Below are 23,396 nucleotides of genomic sequence, written 5' to 3'. Positions count from 1 at the left end.
CGACCCGTAGCCTGAATGTCCGACCTCGCCGCCACGCATCCTGTCACGGCCCAAGCCGGTCGGTCGTCCGACCGGCTTCGCCGTTCGTCCGCCATGTCTCCTCGTCCTCCCTTCTTCCACCGCCTCGGCTTTCGGCTGGCAGCCCTTCTGGCCGTCGCGCTCCTGCCGCTTGGGCTGATCTCGCTCCTGCAGGCGAACGCCTGGCTTGATGCCGCCCAGCAGCAGCGGGCTGCCGTCCTGATGGGCGAAACCCTGCGGGTGAGCGCGCCCGTCACCGGCTTCATCCGCGAGGCCCAGGGGACGGCGTCCGCGCTGGCCCGCACTGTCGGACCCCTTCTGGATGACGAGGCCGCCTGCGACGCTGCCATGTCGCAGCTGGTGTCGATCAGTCCGCAATATTCGGTTGCGGCCTATGTCCCCGTCAGCGGCGACATGACCTGCGCCTCGAACGGAGCCGCCCACGACTATTCCGGCGATCCGGTGTTCCAGGACCTGATCCGCGACCTGCGGCCCAAGATCATCGTCAACCCCCGAGGCCCGGTCTCGGGCACGTCGATCGTCCTCGTGGTCCAGCCGGTCGTCGGGGAGACCGGCGGCTATTCCGGCTATGTCGCGCTGGCGTTGCCGCACGCCGCGCTGTCGGCCGAGGCACCGATTCCCGACGCCGGGGGCGGCCTGCGGGACGCGCCGGATTTCGTCACCTTCAACCGGGATGGCGTGGTCCTGACGGCCTCGACAGGGTTGGACCGTGTCGCCGACATCCTTCCCGCGGACAGGGATCTGCTCGCCCATGTCTCCGAAAGGCAGGGGAACTTCTCCGCCTCGACGGCGGCGGGACAGGACCGCGTCTATTCGATGGTGCCTGTCATTCCAGGCGAGCTCTTCGCCCTGGGCTCCGTGCCGGCCAAGGAGGCGCTGCATCTCGGGCCCGTGTCGATCGTCGCACCGTTCTTCCTGGCCGTGCTGATGTACGGGGGCAGCCTCATAGTGGCCTGGGCCGCGGCGGAGCGACTGGTGTCGCGCTACATCCGCCGGCTGGGGCGGGCGATCGGCAGCTTCGCCTCGGGCAGCCGCGTCGTCGGCGATCTCGACATGTCGCGCGCGCCGTCCGAGATCCGCGACGTCGGCAACGCCTTCCTGCGGATGACCGACACGATCCTCCATGACGAGGCCGAGCTCGAGGACACGGTCCACCAGCGCGAGGTGCTGCTGCGCGAGGTTCACCACCGGGTGAAGAACAACCTTCAGCTCATCGCCTCGATCATGAACATGCAAATGCGGCGCGCGCGGTCGCCCGAAACCCGCGCCCTGATGCAGGGGCTGCAGGAGCGGGTCATGAGCCTCGCCACCGTCCACAAGGAGCTCTACCAGACCTCGGGCCTGGCCGACGTGCGCGCGGACGAGCTCCTGGGCGACATCACCCGGCAGATCGTCGGCATGGCCTCGGCCCCCGGGCGGACCTTCCGGATCGAATCCGACTTCGCGCCGATCCCGCTCACGCCCGATCAGGCCGTCCCGCTGTCCCTGCTGCTGACCGAAGGGCTGACCAACGCCATCAAATACGCAGAGCCGGAACCCGGGGAGTCCTCGCCCCGCCTGGTCCTGCGGTTCATTCCCGTGGGACCCAACCGGGCCGAGCTGACGATCATCAACTCGGTCCGCGACGGGAGCCCGCAGGCCACCGAGCCGGAAGGAACGGGCCTCGGCCGCCAGCTCGTCATGGCGTTCGCCAGTCAGCTGGGCGGCCAGGTCGAGACGGCGATGCAGGACGGCCGGTTCACCCTGCGGCTCGAATTCGGGATCCACCCTCTCGAAGGCGGCGAGGAACGGCACTCGGCCTGAGCACCCGGAACCTTGTGCGCCACGGTGTGTTGACCTTGTGACATACCGAGCAGGACCATGCAGCATGTGACGGGCCTGGTGCGGGATCGCACCAAGACCGAGATTCTACTGACCGCCGCTGAAGCCTTTCCGGCCTTCGAGCGGGCGGTGCTGGCGGCCGAGTCCGAAATCTGGGCTTCGTTCCGCATCTTCGACCTGCGCACCCGCCTGCGCAGCTCCGAGGCGCGCGCCATAGGATCGACCTGGTTCGACCTCGTGGCGGATGCGCTCCGCCGTGGCGTTTCCATCAACCTCATCATCTCGGACTTCGATCCGGTGGCGCGGCCATCGCTTCACCGGGGCACCTGGGCGGCCGTGCGCCAGGTCCTTGCGGCCGGCGAGGCCTCGGGCGCCCCGGAGCGGTTGAGGGTCTGCGCGGCCATGCATCCCGCGGTGACCGGGCGCCTGCCCCGCGCCGTCCTGTGGCCGCAGGTCGCCGTGAGCCTCGCACGGACCGCGCGCTGGCTGAACGCCCGCGATCCGGTGCGTCGCATCTCGGCATTGCGCGACATGCCGGGCCTCGCCGGGCTGCTCCGCATCGGTCCGGACGGACGGGTTCGGGCCCGGCCCTGGCGGCTCCCCGTCCTGCACCCGGCCACGCACCACCAGAAGCTTGCGGTGTTCGACCGCCAGAAGCTGTATATCGGGGGCCTTGACCTCGATGAGCGGCGCTGGGACACGCCTGACCACGACCGCCCCGGCGCGGAGACCTGGCAGGACCTCCAGCTCATGGTCGAAGGCCCTGTCGTGCGCGAGGCCCAGACCCATCTCGAAAGCTTCCTGGATGTGACGGCGGGGCGGGCGCCACCCCCGCCGCAACGGCGCCTCTTGCGCACGCTGTCGCGCACGCGGGGCCGCCCCTGGCTGGGCTTCGGTCCCGAGCCGGTGACGCAGGAGATCCTCGAGGCTCACGAAATGCTCGCGAGCCGCGCCGAATCGCTGATCTATCTCGAAACGCAGTTCTTCCGCGACACGCGCCTTGCGCGCTGCCTGGCGCGGGCGGGACGGATGCGGCCCAAGCTCAGCCTGATCCTGATCCTGCCGGCTGCCCCCGAGGAGGTGGCGTTCGGCCGTGCCTGGGGCATCGACACCCGTTACGGAGAGCATCTGCAGGCCAAGTGCCTCCGGATCCTGGAGCGGGCCTTCGGACCCCGCCTGTTCGTGGGCGGAGCCGCCCAGCCCCGGCGGCACCCGCGCCCCAGTCACGATGGCCCGGACGCCGCAGGTCCCGAGGGCAAGGACGGGCCGGAGGTCTTTTCCGGCGCGGACGAGCCGGCGGAGCCCATGGCGGCCGAGCGGCGCGGCCATGTCCTCGGGGCGCCGCTCGTGTACATCCATGCCAAGATCTCGATCTTCGACGACACGGCGGCGATCGTGTCGTCGGCCAACCTCAATGGCCGCAGCCTGCGCTGGGACACGGAGGCCGGCGTGCTCCTCCGCAATCCGCAGGACGCGCGCCGCTTGCGGGAACGGGTCATGCGGCATTGGCTGCCCGCGGACCCCGATCCCCGCTATCTCGACCCGGCCCAGGCAGCGACCATGTGGCGGCTCCTGGCGCTGCGCAACGCGCGCCGCCCGCCCGAGCACCGCGAAGGCTTTGTCGTGCCCTATGACCTGAAGGCGGCCGAGCGCCTCGGCCAAGCGGTGCCCGGAGTCCCCGAGGAGATGGTCTGAGGCAGATCGTCTCCCAGCGGGATGAGACCCAAGGCAGAACATGGAAAGGCCCGGGACGAACCCGGGCCTTTGCGTTTTCAGAGGGGGGCTGGTCAGCCGATGACCGGATCGCCCGGCCCGGCCATCGAGGGCGAGGAGCCGGAGCCGCCTTGGCCCTGGATGTTCCGGAACTCCTCGGAGGCGCGGTCGGTGACGCGGGTCGCGGCCTGGGAGGCCTTCTGGGTCGCGGTATCCACCATCGCCTCGACGGTCTCTTGGGCGGCGGCCTTGACCTCCTGGCCCAGCGAGCCCGCGATCTGCATCGCACGCGACCGCTCTTCCCGCAGAAGGCGCGAGGCTTCGTTCATCAGCCGGTCACGCTCGGAACCGAAGGCACGGTTTTCCGCGTCGGTGCTGGGCAGGATCGCAGCCACGGCCGCGCCGAGCGCGAAGGCCACCGAGCCGGCCACGAGCGGGTGCTCCTCCATGGCGCGGGACGGATCGCGGACGACATCGCGGCCGACGCGCTCGGCCCGGAGCATCGCGCCATAGGCGCGTTCGCGCGCGGCGATGATCTGCTGGCGCGAGCCTTCGGGCAGGCTGTCGAGGCCCGAGGCAAAGCGGGTGCGCAGGTCGCTGGTGAAGTTGGAGATCACCGACTGGCGCTCGGCCTCGAAATCGCGGGAGCCGCCCGACGAGGAGGACGAGCCGGACCCCGGCAGCGCGTGCCGAAGGCTGTCGTAGTAGGACTTGGCTTCCTGCTCGATGCGGTGGAGCGCCGCCGAGGCGCGGGCCCGCAAGCCGGTCGCCTCGCGCGACCAGGCGTGGTCGTCGTCGTTGTCGGACGGAACGTAGCCCACCCGGCCATAGTCGGACGCCCGGTTGTCGGCCGAGGCCCAGCCCCGGTCGTCATGCTGAAGGCCGCCCGCATAGCCCGAGGACTGGCTGGACGAGCTCGAGGACCCTTTCATGCGGGGTCCGACGAACATCCAGGCGATCCCGGCCCCGATCAGCGCGACGGCGAGCGGGTTCGCCCGGACCGCGTGGTCGATGGTGCTGGTGGCGCTGCCGGCGTGGGACTTGAGCATGCCCAGCGCTTCCTTGGCCAGGTTGTCCACCGACACCCGTTCGGACAAGGTGTCCAGGGTATCGGCCAGTGCCGCGCGTTCGCGGTCGAGGTCGGCCTCGATGTCGCGCGGATCAGTGCTTGTGGTTGCCATTTGCAACGGTCTCCTTGATGGCTTGGGCGTCGGCCTGCACGCTGCGGACGGTGCGGCTGGGCGCCAGGTTTTCGGGTTTCAGCGCGTTCAGCCCCCTGAGCGCGAGGATGACGGCCACAACCAGGATGACCACACCCACGAGGAGCGCGGCCCAGCCCGGGCCGATCCAGTTGGACAGCGCGGCAACGAGGGCCGCCGCGAGGACATGAAGCGCAACCAACGCCAGGACGAGGGCCCCCACGAGGAGGCCGACGCCCAGACCGGCGTTGCGGATGTTCTGGGCCACTTCGGCCTTGGCGAGCGCGACCTCTCCCCGCACGAGGCGGGTCAACTGGTTGATCGCGTCGCTCAGGAGTGAGCCCGTCGGTCGGGGATCGGCGTCGAAGCTCATCTCATCCTACCTGTCGTAACCTCTGTTGGAGGTGTCCCCCGACGAATTCGGGGTGGCGGTGCCGGCATCGCCCGAGGCGCTGCCGCCGCCCATGCCGTCGTCCGCGATCGACCCCACGTCGTCGAGGTCGTCGTCATGGGTGCTCATGCCGCTGGTGCTGACCGAGCCGCCGGTCCGTCCTGCGCCGTAGCCGCCACCGGTGCCCACTCCGAAGGAGCCGCCGCCGGCGTAGTCGCCGCCCGACCCGAGACCGGAGCCCGACCCCGCGCCCATGGAGGAGCCGCCGACATCGCCGGTTCCGCCCAAGCCGCCGGCGCTGTCCATGCCGCCCATGGCAGCGGTGCCGCCGACCGAGGAAGTGCCGTAGGAGGGGCCGCCGGCCCCCGACGTGCCGCCCAGCCCAGACGAGCCATAGGAGCTCGAGCCATAGGAGCTGGCGCCATATCCGCCGGAGGATTGGCTCCCGCCGTAGGAGTCATCCTGGAACTGCCCGCTGCCGTAGGACGACGAGGTCGAGGAGGCACGGGCGAATCGGGCAAAGGCGAAGCCGGCCAGCGCCGCCGCCGCGACGAAGGCGCCCGGGTTGCGGCGGGCAAAGGATTCGGTCTGGGCCAGCAGGTCCTGGAAGCTGCGCCCGCGCAGCGAATTCGAGACGTTGGAGATGCTGTCCGCCGCAGCGGCCATGAGGCGCGCCTGGATGGAGTCGTCGCCTCCGTCCACCGCGCTCCGCAGCGACTGGGCCAGGCGGTCGCCCGTCGAGGCGAGGGCGTCCTTGGCCGTCTCGGCCTGGTCCATGGCCTGGGTGCGGGCCGCGTCCGTGGTGCGCGAGACCGCGTCCATCGCCTTCGACTTCACTTGCTGGTAGGTGTCGCGCCCGGCGTCCGAAAGGCTGCTCGCGATGGAGGAGCCTTGGCTGGTTGCGTCGCTCATGCTGGTATCGGTCATCGGGGTCTCCTTAGGGGGTGCCGACCCGGATCCCGGACGCCTGCAACTCCTGGCAAGGAACTGGGGCGGCGCGGCGCCGGTCGCGCCCAGGGTGCGGATCGCAGGGTCGTGACGAGGTCGTGACGCGGGCCAAACGCGCGCTTCGGCTTGAGGTTCCCCGATGCGAAGACGGGAACCTCCCGGTCTGGGTCCGGGCTGTGGAGGGATCAATGCCGCCAGTGGCGGCGCGGGTCGAACCGTTCGGCGCGCGTGTCATCCACGCGCGGGCGAACCACCGCAAAAGGGCGGGCGCAGTCGCGGAGCTCATCCCAGGCGGGATCCTGGCGCTTGATCTCGTGTTCGAGACGACGGGCGAGGATCGCCGCGCCGAACGAGCCCAGGGCCAGCGCGAGAAGGATCGTCGGCCAGCCATAAAGGCCCAGGGCGAAGGCGGCCACAATGAAGGGGCCGGTCACGACCGTGGCCGTGAGCATGGCCAGGACGAGGGTCAGGGGGTTCATGGGGAGTTCGGCGGCTGACGGGCCGGAGCCCGTGCGCGCGTCAGCGACGCGGGCCGCGCCGGTCGTCGCGGCGGATCGGAATGGCGATCAGATCCGGTTGCCGCCCGTACGGCGCGATGAGGTCGAGCAGGCGATGAAGGAGGGACGCGGCCAGGTCGAACAAGGAAGCCTCCTGCGGCAATGGGGAATCCGTCAATGACGGTCTGAGGCGAGAACGCCGCGCCGGTCGGCCGGGTTCCGTGGCCGGGCTTGCGCCCTCCGCCGGGCGGCGCCTTGCCCAGGGGAACCCGAAGCGGGCCGAAGCGTTGACCCCAGCGAGCCATGGGGCCGGGTTCCAACCCGGGCTGGCCTTCGCGCGTGCCTTTTCCGGGATCATCGTCATGCTTATCCGCGTCGCCCTCGACATCACCTTGTCCGCGCCCGCGCCGACCCCGCTGATCCTGGCCCTGTGCCCTCATCCAGAGGAAATGCACAGGATTTCTGCCAACGCCCTGACGGCGTTTCCCGAGATTCCGCTCCAGTGGTATGTCGATTCCTTTGGCAACCGGCGCGGCCGGCTGGTGATGCCGGCCGGTGAGCTGCGCCTGACCTGGGAAGGTCTGGCCACCGACAGCGGCCGTCCCGACGATGTGAACCCCGAGGCGGAGCAGCATCCCGTCGAGGATCTGCCGGATGACGTGCTGCAGTTCCTCCAGCCCTCGCGCTACTGTGAAAGCGATCTCCTGATCCAGGAGGCCTGGGATCGCTTTGGGCATCTCCCGACGGGCTGGGGGCGGGTGCAGGCGATCTGCGACTACGCGCATGCGAACCTCACCTTCGACTACAAGGACGCCTCGCATTTCCGCACGGCGCATTCCTCGATCCAGGAAGGCAAGGCGGTCTGCCGCGACTACGCGCATCTCGTCATCGCCTTTGCGCGCGCCCTGAACATCCCGGCGCGCTACGTTTCGGGATACCTGGGCGACATCGAATGGCCCGACCAGGGCCCGGGCGATTTCTGCGCCTGGACCGAAGTCTTCCTGGGGGGGCGCTGGTACACCTTCGACGCGCGCTACAACGTCCCCCGGATCGGACGCATCGTGATGGTGCGGGGGCGTGACGCGGGTGACGTCCCGATGATCACGTCCTTCGGGGCGACCACGCTCGACAGCTTCCAGGTCTGGTGCGACGAGGTGAAGCTGCGCGCCGCGGCGGCGTGAGTTCGCCATGAAGCGCTTCACCTGCCCCGTCTGCGACCACGAGGTGTTCTTCGACAGCCTGTCCTGCCTCAACTGCGGGACCGAGCTTGCCTATGCGCCGGACGTGGCCCGCCTCGTCGACCTGAGCGGACGGCAGCCTTGCGGGAACCGGGCGGCGATCGGGTGCAACTGGGTCGCCCGCAAGCCGGGCGAGGGCGCCTTCTGCGTGTCCTGCGCCATGACCGAGACGATTCCGGACCTGGGGGTGCTGGGCAACGACCTGCGGTGGCGGCGGATCGAAGGGGCCAAGAGGCGCCTCGTTTATTCCCTGCTCCGGCTGGACCTGCCCCTTGTCTCGCAGGCCGGGAACGCCCTGACCTTCCGCCTGCTGGCCGACGAGAAGATGCCGGACGGGCGCATCCAGAGGGTGCTGACGGGCCATGACAACGGGCTGGTCACGCTCAACGTGTCCGAGGCCGACGACGACCGGCGCGAGAAGATGCGCGTCGAGATGGGCGAGCGCTACCGCACCCTGCTGGGACATTGCCGTCACGAGGTCGGTCATTTCTACTACGACGTCCTGGTGGACGAGGGCGGGCGCCGCGCCGAGTTCGAGGCGATCTTCGGAGATCCCGACCAGGACTACCAGGAGGCCCTCGACCGCCACTACCGGGAGGGTCCGCCGTCCGGATGGGAGGACGGGTTCGTCTCGGCCTATGCCACGACCCATCCCTGGGAGGACTTCGCCGAAACCTTCGCGCACTGGCTTCACATGACCGACGGGCTCGAGACGGCCGAGGCCTATGGCCTGACCTCGGGACCCGATCCCTACGCCGAGGGGACCGTCGAGGCCCTGGCGGAGGCCTGGGTGCCGCTCTCGGTGGCGATGAACGCCATGAGCCGCGCGCTGGGGCAGCCGGATCTGTACCCCTTCGTGCTCGCGCCGCAGGTCATCCGGAAGCTGGGCTTCATCCATGGCCTGATGGGCGACCGGCTCCAAGCCGTCTAAGGGCTCAGGCGTCACGAGGCGCGCGCGCGGGCCTCGCGGGCCTGCTGGACCTCCAGCGTGTGCTGAAGCTTCTCCGCCCCGCCAGCCTCGATGGCCGCGTTCAGGCATCCGCCGAAGAGCACCACATAGGCCGACAGGTAGAACCACATCAGAAGTGCGACCGCCGCCCCGAGCGAACCGTAGACCTCGTTGTAGTGGGCGAAGCTGCGCACATAGATGGTGAAGGCGATGGACACGACCAGCCAGAGAAGGGTGGCAGCGATCGCTCCGGGTGTGATCCACTTGGGCCGGTGCCCCCGGCGGTTGGGGCCGTAGCGGTAGACGATCCCCAGAGTCATCATGACGACGCCGATGGCCACGATCCACCGCGTCAGTTCCGCCGCGACGGTGGCGAGGGGTCCCAGGGGAAAGATCGCGATCAATACGGGCGCCAGCACCACCGCCGCAATGGCGACGAACGTAAGCCCGCAGAGAGCCAGCGTCACCCCGAAATCGGCCATGTAGCGGCGCCAGATGCTCTGGCGGTGGCCGATGTCATAGGCCGCGTTGAGCCCCCGGATCAGCGCCGAGACCCCGGCCCGGGCCGACCACAGCGCCACGAACAACGAGATCACCGTCGCGGTGCCCAGCTTGCCGCTGCTGCCCGCGTTCACGACCCCGGCCACCTGGTTCATCAGGATCTGATGGACCTCGGGGGGCACGACCTGCCCCGCCAGATCGAGCAGGGTGTTGATCTGCCCGGGATCGGCCACCCAGCTCCAGAGAAGGACGATCGCGGCCAGTGTCGGGAACAGCGCCAGCATGGCGAAGAAGCCGACGCCGGCCGCGATCAGGCTGATGTTCAGCCGGTCCATCACGTCCATGATGAACCAGAAGGCGTCGAGGGCGCGTTTCAGGGGCCGTCTCCCCGGATCAGGACCCGCGGTGCAGGCTCCTCGGCCCGGATGGGGGCGGAGCCAAGGCGCCCGGGCCGGTCAGTGCAACGATCACGAGAACCCAAATGATCTTCGCTCCAGCAGGCTGATCCGAGTTCACCACCGGCGCAATTGCCCGGAAGCCCAGGACAGAGAGGCGGACGAACAGGCCGGTGACGGCCTAGAATTGCATGGCTCGCCGTCCATGTCACGGGGCCGACCCCATGTTCCGCCGGCACGGCGGGAGATTGCAGCTGTCCAAATGGATCCGGGCGCATGGAAAAGGGGCCCGCGCCGGGCGCGAACCCCTCCGTCTCATCGTTCCGGCGGCCCGGTTTACTGAGCCTGTTCCTCGTAACGCTCCATGGCGTTGAGCTGGTCCTCGGTCTGGGTGACATAGACGCGGAGCTCTTCACCGCCGTCCTGGCGCAGGATCTCGACCGAGTCCATGGGCAAGGCCACGGGCTTCTCGCCGATGCCGAGGAAGCCGCCCACGTCGATCACGAGATCGGACACCTGGCCTTCGGCGGTCAGGACGATGTCGCCCACCTCGCCGACGCGCTCGTCGTTCTGGTCATAGACGCCCGCGCCCTGGAGGCGTTCGGCGGTCATGTCCTCGGCGCCGGCGGCCACGAAGCCTTCACGCGCGCTCGCGGTGTCGGCCGAGGTCTGCTCGGTGTTGGTGACGTCCTGGCCGGCCATGTCGGTCGTGGCGTCGGTCGCGGCCATGCCGGTGGCGGCGGTGTCGTCCATCGTCGTCGCCGTGTCGGCCGCCGTCTGGTCGGTCGCGGCCATGCCCGCCGCGGCATCGTCCGTCGCGGCCTGGGCGGTCTGGTCGGCCTCTATCTCGGTTTCGGTGGCCATGTTCCCGGCGGCGTCGGCGGTGGCGTCAGCCGCGTTGTCGACCGCATTGCCCGTGGCCTGGGCGGCATCGCCCGCGGCATCCGCGACCGTGTCGCCCGCGTTCTCGACAGCGCCCGCCGCGGCCCCGGCCGCAGCGCCTGCCGCCGCACCGGCGGCCGCGCCCGCCGCAGCCATGTTCGAGGCGCCGCCCTCGACGGCCTGCTCGGTCTGCTGGGCCGCCTGCTCGGCGTTCATGTCGCCGTTGTTCCCGCCCGTGTATTCGGGCGCGTTCTCGAGCGCCTCACGGGTGGTGTTCACGACGAGGAAGAAGTCGTCGGCGTCTTCGGCGGTGGTCGAATCCGACACGAACTGGAGCGAGTCCATGCTCAGGGCGACCTGACGCTCGCCGATGCCGAGGAAACCGCCGATGTCCACGAGCACGGCCTGGACCATGCCATCGCGGTCGAGGACGATGTCGTTGATCTCGCCGATGTCGTCCCAGTTTTCCTGGATGCCCTGGACTTCCTGGTTATCGACGGCGGCTTCGGTCGCATAGACGCGCATCCCCAGGAAATCCGAGGCGCGGATTTCCATGTCTTCGGGCGCCTGCCGGAAGATGCTCTGGGTCTGGTCGGTGGTCTGGGCCTGATCCTGCGCAAGGGCGGGGACGGACGCGGCCACCAGAATGGCGGTGGACAGCAGCAGCTTTTTCACGAGCGTTCTCCCAAGGTTTGTTCGATGATACGGCTCGGAGAGCCTGGGGCGCGGTCAGTCGTCGCGCTCGGCCCCCCAACGTCCAAGCGGACTGGCGGTTCCGACTTCAGAGGTCCCGATCCCCCAGCGGGCGCCACGACAGGTCCCGGACCCGCCATGAGAGGCCATGCGTGATGCGGCCCAGATCGGCCGGGTCACGGGACTCCAGGACGCCGGTGATGACGCGGCCCGTCTCACGCAGCACGATGCGGGCCCCCAGTTGCCGCGCCCGCTCGCCCAGCAGGAGCGCCTCGTCGTCGATGCGGTCGCTGCGCAGGTCGCGGGGGGCACCGTCCACCAGCTCGGCCACGGCCTTGCGGAGCGCCCCGACCCCGTCCCACAGGATCGACACGGCGATGAGCCCCGCCGCCAAGGCGTCCGCCCACCAGAAGCCCCAGGCGATCCCCAGGATGCCCAGGATGCCGGCCACCCCGGTCTGCCAGTCCGCCTTGTTCATCTCCGAGTCGGTCACCAGGACCTTGTCGTTCAGCAGCTCGGCGGGGCGCTGCTTGAGGTGGCCCAGGATGACCGGCGGCACGATGGAATAGGCCAGCGCCAGGATCATCAGCCAGCCCAGCCAGACTTCCTCGCCCGCGATGCGGAGGGAGCCGATGGCAGGGTGCTCCTGCCGGATCAGGGTGGCCACGGCGCCGTAGATCAGCACGCTGCCGAAGCTCAGGAGAACCGCCGCCGCGGCGAAGAAGGCGAGCGAGGCGGTGCGGTGGAAGCCGTAGGGAAAGCGGTGCGTCGGGGCCCGGCTTTCGAACCAGGTGGCCAGCAGGAAGAAGGCGGGGGGCAGGAGGCTCAGGCAGTCCTCGATCCAGGCCGTCCGCATCGCCTGGCTCTGGCCGGTGACAAGGCCCATGATCGCGATGACCGAGGCCAGCCAGACCAGCGACCACCATTCGAGCCGTCGCCCCCGCGCCATCGCCTCGCGGACCTGCGGCGGATACTCGGGGTGGTCCTCGCCGCCGGGGTGCCGCGAGCGCGGCAGGAGATCGAGCATCGCCGTCACCGGTCCTCCTCCCTCGCATCGGCAACGGCGCGGTTCGCGGCAAGGAGGAGGGCGTTCTCGCCCTGCCGGAGCAGGAGCACGAACCGTTCGGGACCGACGGGGTTGGTGGCGGCGGTCTCGTCGGTCAGCGGGGTGTCCTTCGGGATCGCCCCCGCCACCGCCTGGATCTCGCCCCGCCCGAGGGCGTCGACCGCCGAATGGATGTCCCCGGCGACGAAGGAAAGCTCGGCCCCCAGGTCGTCGGCCAGGAAGGAAAGGGCCTGTCGCTCGTCCGCGGAAAGCTCGGGTGCGACGACGGCGACCGCCAGGGTCCCCCCGGCAAGCCGGTCCAGCGTGCCTTCGGGGTCGCGCGGCAGGTCGCAGGAGGCCGGCAGGGCCAGAAGCCCCGCCAGCGCACCCCCCAGGATGCCCTGCCCCGCCATGTCAGCTCCCCACCGGAGTGCCGCCGTTCACGTGGATCACCTGTCCCGTCACGTAGCTCGCATCGTCCGAGGCGAGGTACAGGTAAGCCGGGGCGAGCTCGTAGGCCTGCCCGGGCCGGCCCAGCGGGGTGTCCTGCCCGAAGGTGGCCACCTTGTCGGGGCTCATCGTCTCGGTGATGAAGGGGGTCCAGACGGGGCCGGGCGCCACGGCGTTCACCCGGATCCTGCGCTCGGCCAGCTGCGCCGCCAGGGACCGGAGCAGCGCCAGCTCGGCCCCCTTGCCCATCGCATAGTCGACAAGCTGCTGGTTGCCCTTGTAGGCCACCACCGACACGGTGCCGACGATGTTGCTCCCTTCCTTCATGTGCGGCAGCGCCGCCTGGATCGTCCAAAGATATCCCAGGGCGTTGACGAACAGCGTGTCCCGGGCCTGGTCCGGCGACACGTCCAGCACGTCCTCCTGCACGATCTGCATGGACGCGTTGCACACGAGGATGTCGAGTGTGCCGCCCAGCCATTCGATGGCCTCGCGCGTGGCGCGCAGGTTCTCTTCGTGGATCCCGGCATCCATGCCGACGGCGTGGGCCTCGCCGCCCAGCTCCCGGATGCGCCGGACCGTTTCGTCCGCGTCCTGCGGGTCGGAGTAATAGGAGATCGCGACCTTGGCGCCCTCGCGTGCGAAAAGCAGCGCGGTGGCCCGTCCGATGCCCGAGGAGGCGCCGGTCACGAAGGCGGTCTTGCCCCGCAGCTTGTCGCTGCCCTTGCCTCGGGGCGATTCGTCGAAGGGCTCGCTGGGATCGGGCATGGGCTCGGCTCCTTGGGATCGGGGATGGGTCCGGGGCGGGGCGCCGGGCCCATGACGGCACGGAAACGTGACTCCCCCGCGCTTCGGTTCCGGAACGCCCGGAACTTAGGGGCGCGGCGGATGTTCCGTGGGGGCGGGCGAGCCTTGACGGCGACGCCTGCGGGGGAACGGCACAAGGAGAGCGGCGATGCCCGATGGACGACCAGGCGAACGGACGCAGGGGATCGTGGGGCAGCCACATGCCCTGCACCATGTCCGCACCTGGGGGGCCGAGCCGCTGGGCGACGGATTGTGGCGCTTTGCGCTATGGGCGCCCGGGGCGGATGCGGTCGCGGTCGAGATCGGGGATGCGCGGCACGGCATGGAGCGCGGGCCCGATGGCTTCTGGCGCACGACCCAGACGGCGCGGGCGGACGACGCCTACGCCTTCGTGGTCGACGGGCGGCCCACGCCCGATCCCCTGGCGCGGGCGCAACTGGGCCTGGACCTGAAGGGGCCATCGCGGCTCGTCGATCCGCGCCGCCACGCCTGGACCAGCGAATGGCCGGGCCGCCCCTGGGAGGAAGCGGTCCTCTACGAGCTCCACATCGGCACCCTGACCCCCGAGGGCACCTTCGCCGCGGCGATGCGCCGGCTGCCGGATCTGGCCGCGCTCGGGGTGACCGCGATCGAGGTCATGCCGGTGGCCCATGGACCGGGCCGCCGCGGCTGGGGCTACGACGGCGCCCTGCTGGCCGCGCCCCATCCGGCCTACGGTACGCCCGAGGAGATGAAGCGCTTCGTCGAGGCCGCCCAGGCCCAGGGCATCATGGTGATCCTCGACATCGTCCTGAACCACTTCTCGCCCGAAGGATCGGACCTGGAGCGCATCGCGCCCGGCTTCTTCGATCCGGAGACGAGCAGCCCCTGGGGCACCGGAATCGCCTTCGGCGATCCTGCGGTGCGCAGCTTCTTCACCGACCTTTGCCTGGGCTGGATCACGGAATACCGGATCGACGGGTTGCGCTTCGACGCCATCCACGAGATCCGCGACCCCCGCTCCGATCCGGAATACCTCGTGGAGCTCGCGCGCGAGATCCGGGGCCGCGACTTCGGCCGTCCGATCCACCTGATCGCCGAGGACCCGCGCAACGATCCCTGGCTCATCCGGGACGGGCTGTTCACCGCGCTCTGGGACGACGACTTCCACCATGCGCTGCACACGCTGCTGACCGACGAGAGCAGCGACTACCTGGCGGACTTCGCCGAGGACCCGATGGGCAAGCTGGAACGCCTGCTGGCCCATGGCTTTGCCTGGGAGGCGGACGAAGCGCCGGAGCCCGAGGAGGGGCTGCCGGTCTACGGCCTGCCCTGGACGGCCTTCATCGTGCACAAGCAGAACCACGACCAGATCGGCAACCGCCCGGACGGAGGCCGGCTCCTGACGCTGGTCGACGATCCGCGCGCGGTCGAGGTGGCGCACGCGCTCCAGCTCACCTCGCCCTTCGTGCCGATGCTCTGGATGGGCGAGGAAGAGGGCGAGCGGGGGCCTTTCCACTACTTCTGCGACGTGTCGCCCGAGCTCGCGCGGAAGATCACCGAAGGCCGGCGGGAGCAGTTCGGCAAGATGTTCGGCCGGACCGACTTTCCGGACGCCAACGACCCCGCCACCATGGAGGCCTCGCGCCCCTTTACCGACAGCGGCAGCGAGCACGCGCGGTACTGGCGCGAGCTGACCCGCCGCCTTCTCGCGCTGCGGCACGAACGCATCGTCCCCCTCGTCAAGACGGGCCGCGCCGGGCCTGCCCGCGTCGAGCGGACAGGGGACTGCTCGTTGTCCGTCACCTGGCCCTTCCGGGCGGGCACCATCGCCGCCCACATCAACCTTGGAGCGCCCCCCGACCGACCGACCGCCGTGCCCGAGGTGAACGACCTCGCGCTCGGCGACCTCACCGCCGACCCTTATGCCTTCACCCTGATCGTGAGCCCCGAATGACCCTGCCCCGCGCCACCTACCGCCTGCAACTGCGCCAGGGGATGACCTTCAAAAAGGCCATCGAGCGGCTCGGTCCGATCCGTGACCTGGGCATCAGCCACCTGTACCTGTCCCCGATCTTCACCGCCGCCTCCGGGTCCAGCCACGGCTACGACGTGACGGACCCGAGCGAGATCGAGCCCTGCCTCGGCGGGCGGGACGGCTTCGAGGCCCTGTCCCGCGCCGCGCAGGAGCACGGACTCGGCATCATCATCGACATCGTGCCGAACCACACGGCCTTCTCGCTCGGCAACCCCTGGCTCCTCGACGTGCTGCGGCACGGCGAGCGCAGCCGCTGGGCGCGGCACTTCGACATAGACTGGAGCGCGGGGCGGCTGGTGCTGCCGTTCCTGCCCGAGCCCTTCGAGGCCATGCTGGATGCCGGGCGGATCAGGGCCAAGGAGGGCGAGGACGGCCCCGTGCTCTGCGCCGGGGATCTCGAGGTGCCCCTGACGCCCCATCCCCTGACCGAGGAGGAGCGGGCGGGCGATCCCGAGGCGCTGCGGGCGCTCCACGCACGCCAGGCCTGGCGGCTCGCCCATTGGGAGCTGGAGCGGGACGGGGTCACGCACCGGCGCTTCTTCAACGTCACCGGACTGATCGGGATGCGCGTCGAGGACCCCCAGGTCTTCGAGGACACCCATGCGCTCACCCTGGATCTGGTGCGGACCGGGCTGGTGCAGGGCCTGCGGGTGGACCATGTGGACGGCCTCGCGGACCCCGGGGCCTATCTCCAGCGCCTGCGCGAGGCGGCCGGGGATTGCCCGATCTGGATCGAGAAGATCCTCGTGGGGGAGGAACGGCTCCCCGACTGGCCCATCGAGGGGACGACGGGCTACGAGGCCTGCGCCGCGATCACCCGCGTCCTGACCAGTCGGAAGGGCTTGGAGCGCATCGACGCCTTGTGGCGGCAGGCGACGGGCGAGGAGCGCGACTGGCTGCAGGTGCTGGCCGAGGCCAAGGCCCAGGTGATCCGCCAGGACCTCGCGGCCGAGCTGGCCCAGCTCAAGAACCTCGCCATGGGCGCCGCGGCGGCCTCGGGCGAGGTGGAAGCGGGCGAGGAGTCCCTGCGCGAGGCGATGCTCGCCCTGCTGGTGCAGATGCCGCGCTACCGCACCTACCTGGAAACCGCCGACCCGACGCGGCGGGACGAGGACGTCGGCCTCCTCGATGCCTGCGCCGACCGGGCGGCCGAGGGGTTGGTCAGCGACAAGGCCCTGCGCTTCGTCGCGCGCTCCATCCGGGAGGGCGAGACCGAGGAGGCCCTCAGGCTGCGCACCCGCTTCCAGCAGGTGACCGGCGCCCTCATGGCCAAGTCGCAGGAGGACACGGCCTTCTTCCGCTTCACGCGCTGCCTGGCGCATTGCGAGGTGGGCAACGAGCCCGGCGATCCGGCCTGGACCCCCGGGCGTTTCGGGGAATGGCTGGAAGAGCGGACGGGACAGGACCTGACGCTGACCTCCTCGCATGATACCAAGCGGGCCGAGGACGCGCGGATGCGGCTCGTGGCCATGACCCACTTTCCGGGGGCCTTCACGCGGGTCTGGGAGGCCAGCGCCGCCGTCCCCGGGGCGGACCAGGTCGATGCGGGCACGCGCTGGTACATCGTCCAGAGCCTCCTGGCCCTGTGGGAGGACGGGCGCGACGGCCTGGCCGACCGTTTGGCGGCCCATCTGGAGAAGGCCATGCGCGAGGCGCGGGAGGTCACCAACTGGACCCATCCCCGTCCCGAGGCCGAGGCCCGGCCCGAGGACTTCGCCCGCGCCCTCGCGGCCGAATGGGACCGGGCCCTCCCGCCGGGTGCGGCCGAGCTGATCGCGCGGGCCGACGAGCTTTCGCTTGCGCAGGTCGCGCTCAAGGGGCTGATGCCGGGCATCCCCGACTTCTACCAGGGGGCCGAAGGGCCGCTCCATCACCTGACGGACCCCGACAACCGTCTCGGGGTCGACTGGGACCGGCTGGGCTGCCCGGAGCCGGGCGGCTTCGCAGCCCGCAAGGACCGGCTGACCCGGCAGCTTCTGGGGCTCCGGGCCGAGCGGCCGGAGCTCTTGGCCGCGGGTTCAGTGCGGGTCGAAGGAACCGACGATGCGTGGCGCCTCGTCCGGGAGAGCGGGGACGGGCGCGTCGTGCTGTCGCTGGACTGGACCGGAGGGGCCCAGCCCGTCTCGCTGGAGTGGTCGTCCGGAACGGCCATGCACGCGGCGGAGTAGGCGCGCGCCGGAAATCCGGGCAGCGAAGCGAGCCAAGGCGGAATCAGGCGACGGCGTTACGGCTTCGTGGGAACCCGGCGAGGTCCGTGCGGTTGACCCGGGCGCCCCCTTCGCAGTCCCTGCCGGAGTCCCCCTTGGACCGAACGAATATCTTCGACCCTTCGCGGACCCTGGCTGTCCTCCTTGCGGGTGGACCGGGATCGCGTCTGCATGAATTGTCGGCCCTGGAGGCCAAGGGTGCCCTCCCGCTTGCCGGGGGGCGCCTGGCGGATGTCGCCATCGCGGCGGCGAAGTCGGCGGGCGTGGGACGCGTGCTGGCCCTGGTGCGGCACCGGCCCGAGACGCTGCTGCGCTACTTTCCCATGCGCTGGGGCGAGGAGATCGACATCTCGGTTCATGACGGGCGTCGCTTCGGCGGCGGACGCGGCACGGTCGAGGCCCTGGCCAGCGCGGTCGATGCCATTGACGCCGCCGACCCGCACCAGATCCTGATCCTTCCGGCCGATCAGGTCCAAGCGCTGGACCTGCGCGCCATGATGGACGCCCATGCCCAGGGTGGCGCGCCCGCGACGCTGGCCAGCCGCCATGACCTCCCGGGGCCGGTCCTGATCGACTGGTCCGCCTTGCGTCCGCATCTGGCCGCCGTCCCCGAGGCCGCGTCGGAGGACCTTTGGGCCGATCTTCTGCCCCGGATCGCCGCCGACGGGGATCTCGCGACCTGGGTGCCGCCGTCCCGGACCTACTGGCGCGACGTCGATACCCTCGATGACCTGCGCGAGGTGTTCCTGGACGTGCAGCGCGGGGTCTCCTGCCTGCTCCCGCCGGGCGAGGCGGGGCCCCTTGCCGACGATGGCCGCGATCTGGCCTTCGAGGCGGGCGGCATCTCGCTCTCGGCGCCGCGCTTCGGCGCGCGGACCCCGGGCCGCTGGACGCTCCTGGAGGACACGGTGGTCCTGCCGGGCGCGCGCATCGCCGCCGGGGCCCGCCTGACCCGCGCCGTCGTCGCCCCTGGCGCCATCATCCCTGCCGGCCTCGTGGTCGGCGAGGACCCGGAGGATGACGCCCGCTGGTTCCGGGTCACGCCCGGCGGCACGACGCTTCTCACACCGCCCATGCTCGCGGCCCGCGCGGCCGAGCGCATGCGCGCCCGACTTCAGAGCCGGACCCCCGGCCTAGCCACCTCAGGACGCTGATGATGCTGAAACGACCCGTGCCGTCCCTTGCCTTCGATCGGGAGTCCGCCCACGCTGATGCGCTGGGCGCCTCGTTCGACGGGCAGGGGACGAACTTCGCCCTGTTCTCGGCCCATGCCACGCGCGTGGAACTCTGCCTTTTCGACGATTCCGGCAAGGTCGAGACGCATCGGCTCGTCCTTCCGGCGATGGAGGGCGGCATCTGGCACGGCTACCTTCCGGGCGTGGGACCGGGGCAGGTCTACGGCTACCGCGTCCATGGCCCCTATGCTCCGGCCGAAGGACACCGCTTCAACCCGAACAAGCTCCTTCTGGATCCTTATGCGCGCGAGCTTCGCGGGGAGATCGTCTGGGACAATGCGCTCCACGGCTATGTGCTGGAGGATCAGGACGACGACACCCCGGACCTGCGGGACAGCGCCGCCTTCATGCCCAAGGGCGTCGTGGTGGACCCCGACTTCGACTGGGAGGCCGACCGGGCGCTGCGGCACCGCTGGCAGGACACCTTCGTCTACGAGGCCCATGTCCGTGGCCTGACCATGCGGCATCCCGGCGTCCCCGAGGACGACCGGGGCACGTTCCAGGGCCTCGCCGCGCAGCCGGTCATCGACCACATCAAGAGCCTGGGCGTCAGCGCCATCGAACTGCTGCCCGTGCACGCCTTCGCCAACGACCGGTTCCTGGTGGAAAAGGACCTGTCGAACTACTGGGGCTACAACACGCTGTCCTTCTTCGCCCCGCAGGCCCGCTACCTCAGGACCGGCACGATCCGCGAGGTCAAGGAGGCCGTGCGCCGTTTCCATGCCGCCGGCATCGAGGTGATCCTCGACGTGGTCTACAACCACACCTGCGAAGGGAACGAGAAGGGCACGACCCTCTCCTATCGCGGGATCGACAACGCGAGCTATTACCTGCTCTCGCCCGAGGACAAGCGCCACAGCTACGACACGACCGGGACGGGCAACACGCTGAACGTCGCGCATCCCATGGTGCTGCGCATGGTCCTCGACAGCCTGCGCTACTGGGTCCAGGTCATGCACGTGGACGGCTTCCGCTTCGATCTGGCGTCCACGCTGGGCCGCGAGTCCACCGGCTTCGAGCGGGAAGGGGCTTTCTTCGCCGCCGTCCGGCAGGACCCGATCCTGTCCACGGTCAAGCTCATCGCCGAGCCCTGGGACGTGGGCGAAGGGGGATATCAGGTCGGCGGCTTCCCTTGGCCCTTCCGGGAATGGAACGACAAGTTCCGCGACGACACGCGCGGCTTCTGGCGCAAGGACCAGGGTCTCGTGCCCGCGATGTCCGAGCGTCTCATGGGCAGCCCCGTGCAGTTCCGGCACTCGCACCGGCCGGCCACCTCCTCGGTCAACTTCCTGGCGGCGCATGACGGGTTCACGCTCTGGGACACGGTCAGCTACAACGACAAGCACAACGAGGCCAACGGCGAGGACAACCGCGACGGCCACAACAACAACCTCAGCGACAACATGGGCATCGAGGGGCCGACCGAGGACGAGCGGGTGAACGAATCCCGCGAGCGGCGCGCTCGTGCCATGCTGGCCACCCTGCTGCTGAGCCAGGGCGTGCCGATGCTGCTGGCCGGCGACGAGATGGGCCAGTCGCAGGACGGGAACAACAACGCCTACGCCCAGGACAACGAGATCACCTGGATCGACTGGTCGCAGCCGCGCCAAGGGTTGCTCTCGGCGGTGCGCGACCTCGCGGCCTTCCGGCACGAGGCGAGGCTGGCCCGGCTGCGCTTCGCCTCGCCTCTGGGCGAAGGGGTGGGCGACGGTCCCGTCGCGCGCTGGCTGCACCCCGAGGGGCGCGAGATGTCGGACGCCGACTGGCACGACGCCGGGCTGCCGCTCTTTGGCGTGGACCTGTTCCTGCCGGGCGGACCCCGGCTGCTGATCCTTCTCAATGCCGGTGACGAAGCCGTGTTCACCATGCCCGAAGGCAGCTGGCGGCTCCGGATCGACACCGCGCGCGAGACCGTGGCCTGCGACGAGGAGGCAGGCGCCGAGACCACGATCGACTGGCAGAGCGTCCAGGTGTTCTGGTGCATGGACGCGCCTGAACCGACCTCCGAGGACGAGGACGGAGAGCCCGAAGCCGCCGAAGCCTAGTGGAGCCCCCTGGCTCGCGCCGGGGTCGGTCGCTCGAGAAGGTCGTTCACATGCAGGAAGGCGACGCCCGCCCGGTGCGCCGCCTCCCGGTCGACCTCGGCATCTCCGACGAACAGGGTCGCGCCCGGGGGGGTGCCGTGGAACGCCATGGCTTCGATCAGAAGTCCCGGCTCGGGCTTCCGACAAGCGCAGCCCGCGTCCATCGCATGGGCGCAGAAGCGCACCGCCCCTGCAGGGGGGCGATGGCCGGTGGCGGCTTCGGCCGCATCCATGAGGAGTTGCCGGGCCATGCTCTCGGTCAGGTGCCCGTAGAAGACATGATCCTGGTTCGACGCCATGCCCATCAGGAGGCCGCCGGACCCCCACCGAGTCCCGGCAAGCGCCTCGCGGATCCCGGGCAGCGGCTCCCATTCGCCGGGGCCGTGGGGACAGACCTTCCCGGGGATGGTGACCCGGCGCAAGGTGTTGTCCGCGTCGAAGATCACGAGCCGGATATGCGGCGGAAACGGGGTCACGCTATCCCCTCGGGCGCGAGGTCCCGGCGCAGCAGGGCGGCGTAGCGGTCCCGGTCGCGTCGCAGGCTGTCGGCGTCATCCCCCTGGCCCAGGGTCTCGGCGGCCAGGCTCGTGTAGCCGAGCCGCCAGGCCAGGTAGGCCGTCCGATAGAAGGGCAGCACCTCCCGGACGCCGGCGTCGCGGGTGCGCGCGACATACCCCTCGATGAGGGCGCCCTGTGCGGCCGGGTCCATGCCCCACTCGATCGTTGCCCCGGCCAGGTCCCAGGCGATGTCCTGCGCGCCGGGCCAGAAGTGATCGTCGTGATGGTCGATCCCGTCGGTCTTCAGGATGCCCTCCGGGGTCCGCAGCCATTCCTGCGGCAGCATCCGCCCGTCGCCCGCGACCGTGGGCCGGGCGAGCACCGCGTCGCGCAGCCTGTCCATCCAGGCGGTCCGGGCGGCTGCCTCCGGACCCAGGGCTTCCGTGACGTTGACGCGCGTCATGTGAAGGAGGTCCTCGAACCGGGGGACGCCGTCCGCGCCTCCGTCCACCAGATGACCAAGGTAGCGGCCCATGACATCGAGGAGCCCCGCATCGAGGTCGGACGCCTGAAGCGGCTGGCCCGGGACGAAGCGCAACGCCAGGAATCCGTTGGACAGGCCTTCGACAGCGGGCGCGAGACCGGCCTCGGCCTGCCGCTCGGCCCTGATGCGCGCCCGCCGTCCACGCGACCCCAGGCCCGCGAACTTGAGCAGCAGCGGCGTCCGTTCCCCGCCCAGCAGGTACTTCCGCCGTTCGTGCTGCGGCTGGACCGCCGGACGACGGTCCGGGGGGCACAGGAGATCGCGCCAAAGGCCCCCGGACATGTCGCGCAACGCACCGCCGCCCCAGGGCTCGGACAGGCGGCCGGTGTCGAGGAATTTGCGCTCGAAGCTGGCCGTCCAGCGTGAGAGCCGGGGCCAGAGCGCGCGCGCCTTGTCGGATCGAATGCCGGCTCCGTCCGTGTCCCAGCTCGGAAAGAGGGCGAGCCGCGCCTCCGGCACGCCGGCCCGCAAGGCTGCCTCGGCCACGCAGGCAAAGGACGAGCCGCTGATCCCCGGTCCTTCGTCGACGACCAGCACATGACCCGGCGCACCGTCCTCCATCGCTTGCAGGAGCCGCGGACCAAGGCGCAACTCGCGTTCGAAGGGATGCGCGCGGGGCCGGACCGTGAAGGTCCTGACCGGAAGCCCGGCCGCTTCCAGCTCCGCCGCGACCACCGCCGAGAGCGTGGTGCCAATGTTCCGCAGGCCGATGACGAGCGCCCGCTCCGGTCCCGTGGCTTGCAGGAACTGGCGGGCCGCCTGGGCGTAGAGCTCGGGGTAAAGCGCATAGAAGGCAAAGCCCTCCGGCTCCGACACCGCCACGACATCAGGAAGCGGGCCAGAGGCGATTACCGCCAGCCTGGCCCTGGCGGCGTCGATGCGCGCCTCGGTCCCGGACCCTCCACGGACGGCGTGGGCCAGATCCAGCGTTACCGCCCGCAACTGGCGGGCCAGGGGCGGCTCCTCATCGCGATCCGGGGACAGGGCGTCGGTCACGGCGGACTCCAGGAGCCCGGCTTCGATCAGCCGGTCCGGCAGGACGTCGGGCGTGGCGCTGCGCAAGGCAAGACCGCCAAGGAGGGCGGACACGAGGGCCTTGGGATCTTCGCTCCGTTCGCGATCGGAATAGACGATCATGGACGGCAGACGTGGCGGGCCGCCCCCCTGGGCGGCCCGGCCCGGCCGGGTCCGGTCACGGGCTGGTCCCGGCTTCGGCCTCCGCGCCTGCCCCCGCGCCCGCGTC

Annotated in this window: 20 protein-coding genes; 8 read left to right on the top strand and 12 right to left on the bottom strand. The window is 70.4% G+C overall.

Annotation, left to right across the window (positions count from 1 at the left end; all coding sequences use genetic code 11):
* Positions 1-15 precede the first annotated feature (15 nt).
* Both J3P31_RS10450 and J3P31_RS10445 read left to right on the top strand, forming a co-directional pair.
* A complete protein-coding gene (locus tag J3P31_RS10450; protein ID WP_246849451.1) occupies positions 16-1,842 on the top strand; it encodes a sensor histidine kinase in 1,827 nt (608 codons plus the stop codon).
* Positions 1,843-1,899: 57 nt separating this feature from the next.
* Complete coding sequence (locus tag J3P31_RS10445; RefSeq protein ID WP_210528392.1) at positions 1,900-3,555, top strand: phospholipase D-like domain-containing protein; 1,656 nt, start codon at positions 1,900-1,902, stop codon at positions 3,553-3,555.
* A gap of 92 nt (positions 3,556-3,647) precedes the next feature.
* On the opposite strand, the gene J3P31_RS10440 is transcribed toward J3P31_RS10445, so the two are convergent.
* The 5 genes from J3P31_RS10440 to J3P31_RS21620 form a co-directional block, all read right to left on the bottom strand.
* Positions 3,648-4,754 carry a DUF3618 domain-containing protein gene (locus J3P31_RS10440; RefSeq protein ID WP_210528391.1) on the bottom strand — a complete coding sequence of 369 codons (1,107 nt, stop codon included), beginning with the start codon at positions 4,752-4,754 and terminating at the stop codon, positions 3,648-3,650.
* Positions 4,735-5,145 carry a phage holin family protein gene (locus J3P31_RS10435; RefSeq protein WP_210528390.1) on the bottom strand — a complete coding sequence of 137 codons (411 nt, stop codon included), beginning with the start codon at positions 5,143-5,145 and terminating at the stop codon, positions 4,735-4,737. Before J3P31_RS10435 ends, J3P31_RS10440 begins: the two co-directional genes overlap by 20 nt.
* A 6-nt stretch (positions 5,146-5,151) precedes the next feature.
* Positions 5,152-6,090 (bottom strand): hypothetical protein, encoded by a 939-nt coding sequence (locus J3P31_RS10430; protein WP_210528389.1) that lies wholly within the window; start codon positions 6,088-6,090, stop codon positions 5,152-5,154.
* Positions 6,091-6,296: 206 nt separating this feature from the next.
* Positions 6,297-6,590 (bottom strand): hypothetical protein, encoded by a 294-nt coding sequence (locus J3P31_RS10425; protein ID WP_210528388.1) that lies wholly within the window; start codon positions 6,588-6,590, stop codon positions 6,297-6,299.
* 40 nt (positions 6,591-6,630) lie between these two features.
* Positions 6,631-6,753 carry a hypothetical protein gene (locus J3P31_RS21620; protein ID WP_256439152.1) on the bottom strand — a complete coding sequence of 41 codons (123 nt, stop codon included), beginning with the start codon at positions 6,751-6,753 and terminating at the stop codon, positions 6,631-6,633.
* A 217-nt stretch (positions 6,754-6,970) separates the two neighbouring features.
* Here J3P31_RS21620 and J3P31_RS10420 point away from each other — a divergent pair, with 217 nt between their 5' ends.
* The gene (locus J3P31_RS10420) at positions 6,971-7,789 is read left to right on the top strand and encodes a transglutaminase-like domain-containing protein (protein ID WP_210528387.1); all 819 of its coding nucleotides are present in this window, start codon (positions 6,971-6,973) and stop codon (positions 7,787-7,789) included.
* Positions 7,790-7,796: 7 nt separating this feature from the next.
* The gene (locus tag J3P31_RS10415; protein ID WP_210528386.1) at positions 7,797-8,777 is read left to right on the top strand and encodes a zinc-binding metallopeptidase family protein; all 981 of its coding nucleotides are present in this window, start codon (positions 7,797-7,799) and stop codon (positions 8,775-8,777) included.
* An 11-nt stretch (positions 8,778-8,788) separates the two neighbouring features.
* On the opposite strand, the gene J3P31_RS10410 is transcribed toward J3P31_RS10415, so the two are convergent.
* The 5 genes from J3P31_RS10410 to J3P31_RS10390 form a co-directional block, all read right to left on the bottom strand.
* Positions 8,789-9,640 (bottom strand): YihY/virulence factor BrkB family protein, encoded by an 852-nt coding sequence (locus tag J3P31_RS10410; protein WP_210528385.1) that lies wholly within the window; start codon positions 9,638-9,640, stop codon positions 8,789-8,791.
* A gap of 387 nt (positions 9,641-10,027) precedes the next feature.
* On the bottom strand, positions 10,028-11,248 hold the full coding sequence (locus tag J3P31_RS10405; RefSeq protein ID WP_210528384.1) for a PRC-barrel domain-containing protein: 1,221 nt from the start codon (positions 11,246-11,248) through the stop codon (positions 10,028-10,030).
* Positions 11,249-11,354: 106 nt separating this feature from the next.
* Positions 11,355-12,293, bottom strand: coding sequence for a cation efflux transmembrane domain-containing protein (locus tag J3P31_RS10400; protein ID WP_246849479.1), 939 nt, complete (start codon positions 12,291-12,293; stop codon positions 11,355-11,357).
* A 5-nt stretch (positions 12,294-12,298) separates the two neighbouring features.
* Positions 12,299-12,724 carry an enoyl-CoA hydratase gene (locus J3P31_RS10395; protein WP_210528382.1) on the bottom strand — a complete coding sequence of 142 codons (426 nt, stop codon included), beginning with the start codon at positions 12,722-12,724 and terminating at the stop codon, positions 12,299-12,301.
* 1 nt (position 12,725) lies between these two features.
* Entirely contained in the window at positions 12,726-13,529 is an 804-nt protein-coding gene (locus J3P31_RS10390; RefSeq protein ID WP_210528381.1) for an SDR family oxidoreductase, read from the bottom strand.
* Positions 13,530-13,716: 187 nt separating this feature from the next.
* Here J3P31_RS10390 and J3P31_RS10385 point away from each other — a divergent pair, with 187 nt between their 5' ends.
* The 4 genes from J3P31_RS10385 (at position 13,717) to glgX (ending at position 21,072) form a co-directional block, all read left to right on the top strand.
* Positions 13,717-15,504, top strand: a complete 1,788-nt coding sequence (locus J3P31_RS10385; RefSeq protein WP_210528380.1) for an alpha-amylase family glycosyl hydrolase — start codon at positions 13,717-13,719, stop codon at positions 15,502-15,504.
* Positions 15,501-17,753, top strand: a complete 2,253-nt coding sequence (gene treY / locus J3P31_RS10380) for a malto-oligosyltrehalose synthase (protein WP_210528379.1) — start codon at positions 15,501-15,503, stop codon at positions 17,751-17,753. The genes J3P31_RS10385 and treY overlap by 4 nt, the downstream gene beginning before the upstream one ends.
* A gap of 134 nt (positions 17,754-17,887) precedes the next feature.
* A complete protein-coding gene (locus tag J3P31_RS10375) occupies positions 17,888-18,946 on the top strand; it encodes a sugar phosphate nucleotidyltransferase (RefSeq protein WP_210528378.1) in 1,059 nt (352 codons plus the stop codon).
* Positions 18,947-18,948: 2 nt separating this feature from the next.
* Positions 18,949-21,072 carry a glycogen debranching protein GlgX gene (gene glgX, locus J3P31_RS10370; RefSeq protein ID WP_210528377.1) on the top strand — a complete coding sequence of 708 codons (2,124 nt, stop codon included), beginning with the start codon at positions 18,949-18,951 and terminating at the stop codon, positions 21,070-21,072.
* Here glgX and J3P31_RS10365 read toward each other — a convergent pair.
* Together J3P31_RS10365 and J3P31_RS10360 are read right to left on the bottom strand one after the other, a co-directional pair.
* The gene (locus J3P31_RS10365; protein ID WP_210528376.1) at positions 21,069-21,587 is read right to left on the bottom strand and encodes an HAD-IIIA family hydrolase; all 519 of its coding nucleotides are present in this window, start codon (positions 21,585-21,587) and stop codon (positions 21,069-21,071) included. The genes glgX and J3P31_RS10365 overlap by 4 nt on opposite strands.
* The coding region (locus tag J3P31_RS10360) for a hypothetical protein (protein ID WP_210528375.1) at positions 21,584-23,396 on the bottom strand (1,813 nt) is incomplete at its 5' end. The genes J3P31_RS10365 and J3P31_RS10360, both read right to left, overlap by 4 nt.

The sequence above is a fragment of the Rubellimicrobium arenae genome, assembly GCF_017916275.1.
Taxonomy (GTDB): domain Bacteria; phylum Pseudomonadota; class Alphaproteobacteria; order Rhodobacterales; family Rhodobacteraceae; genus Rubellimicrobium; species Rubellimicrobium arenae.
This window is presented reverse-complemented; position numbering and strand designations above follow the sequence as displayed.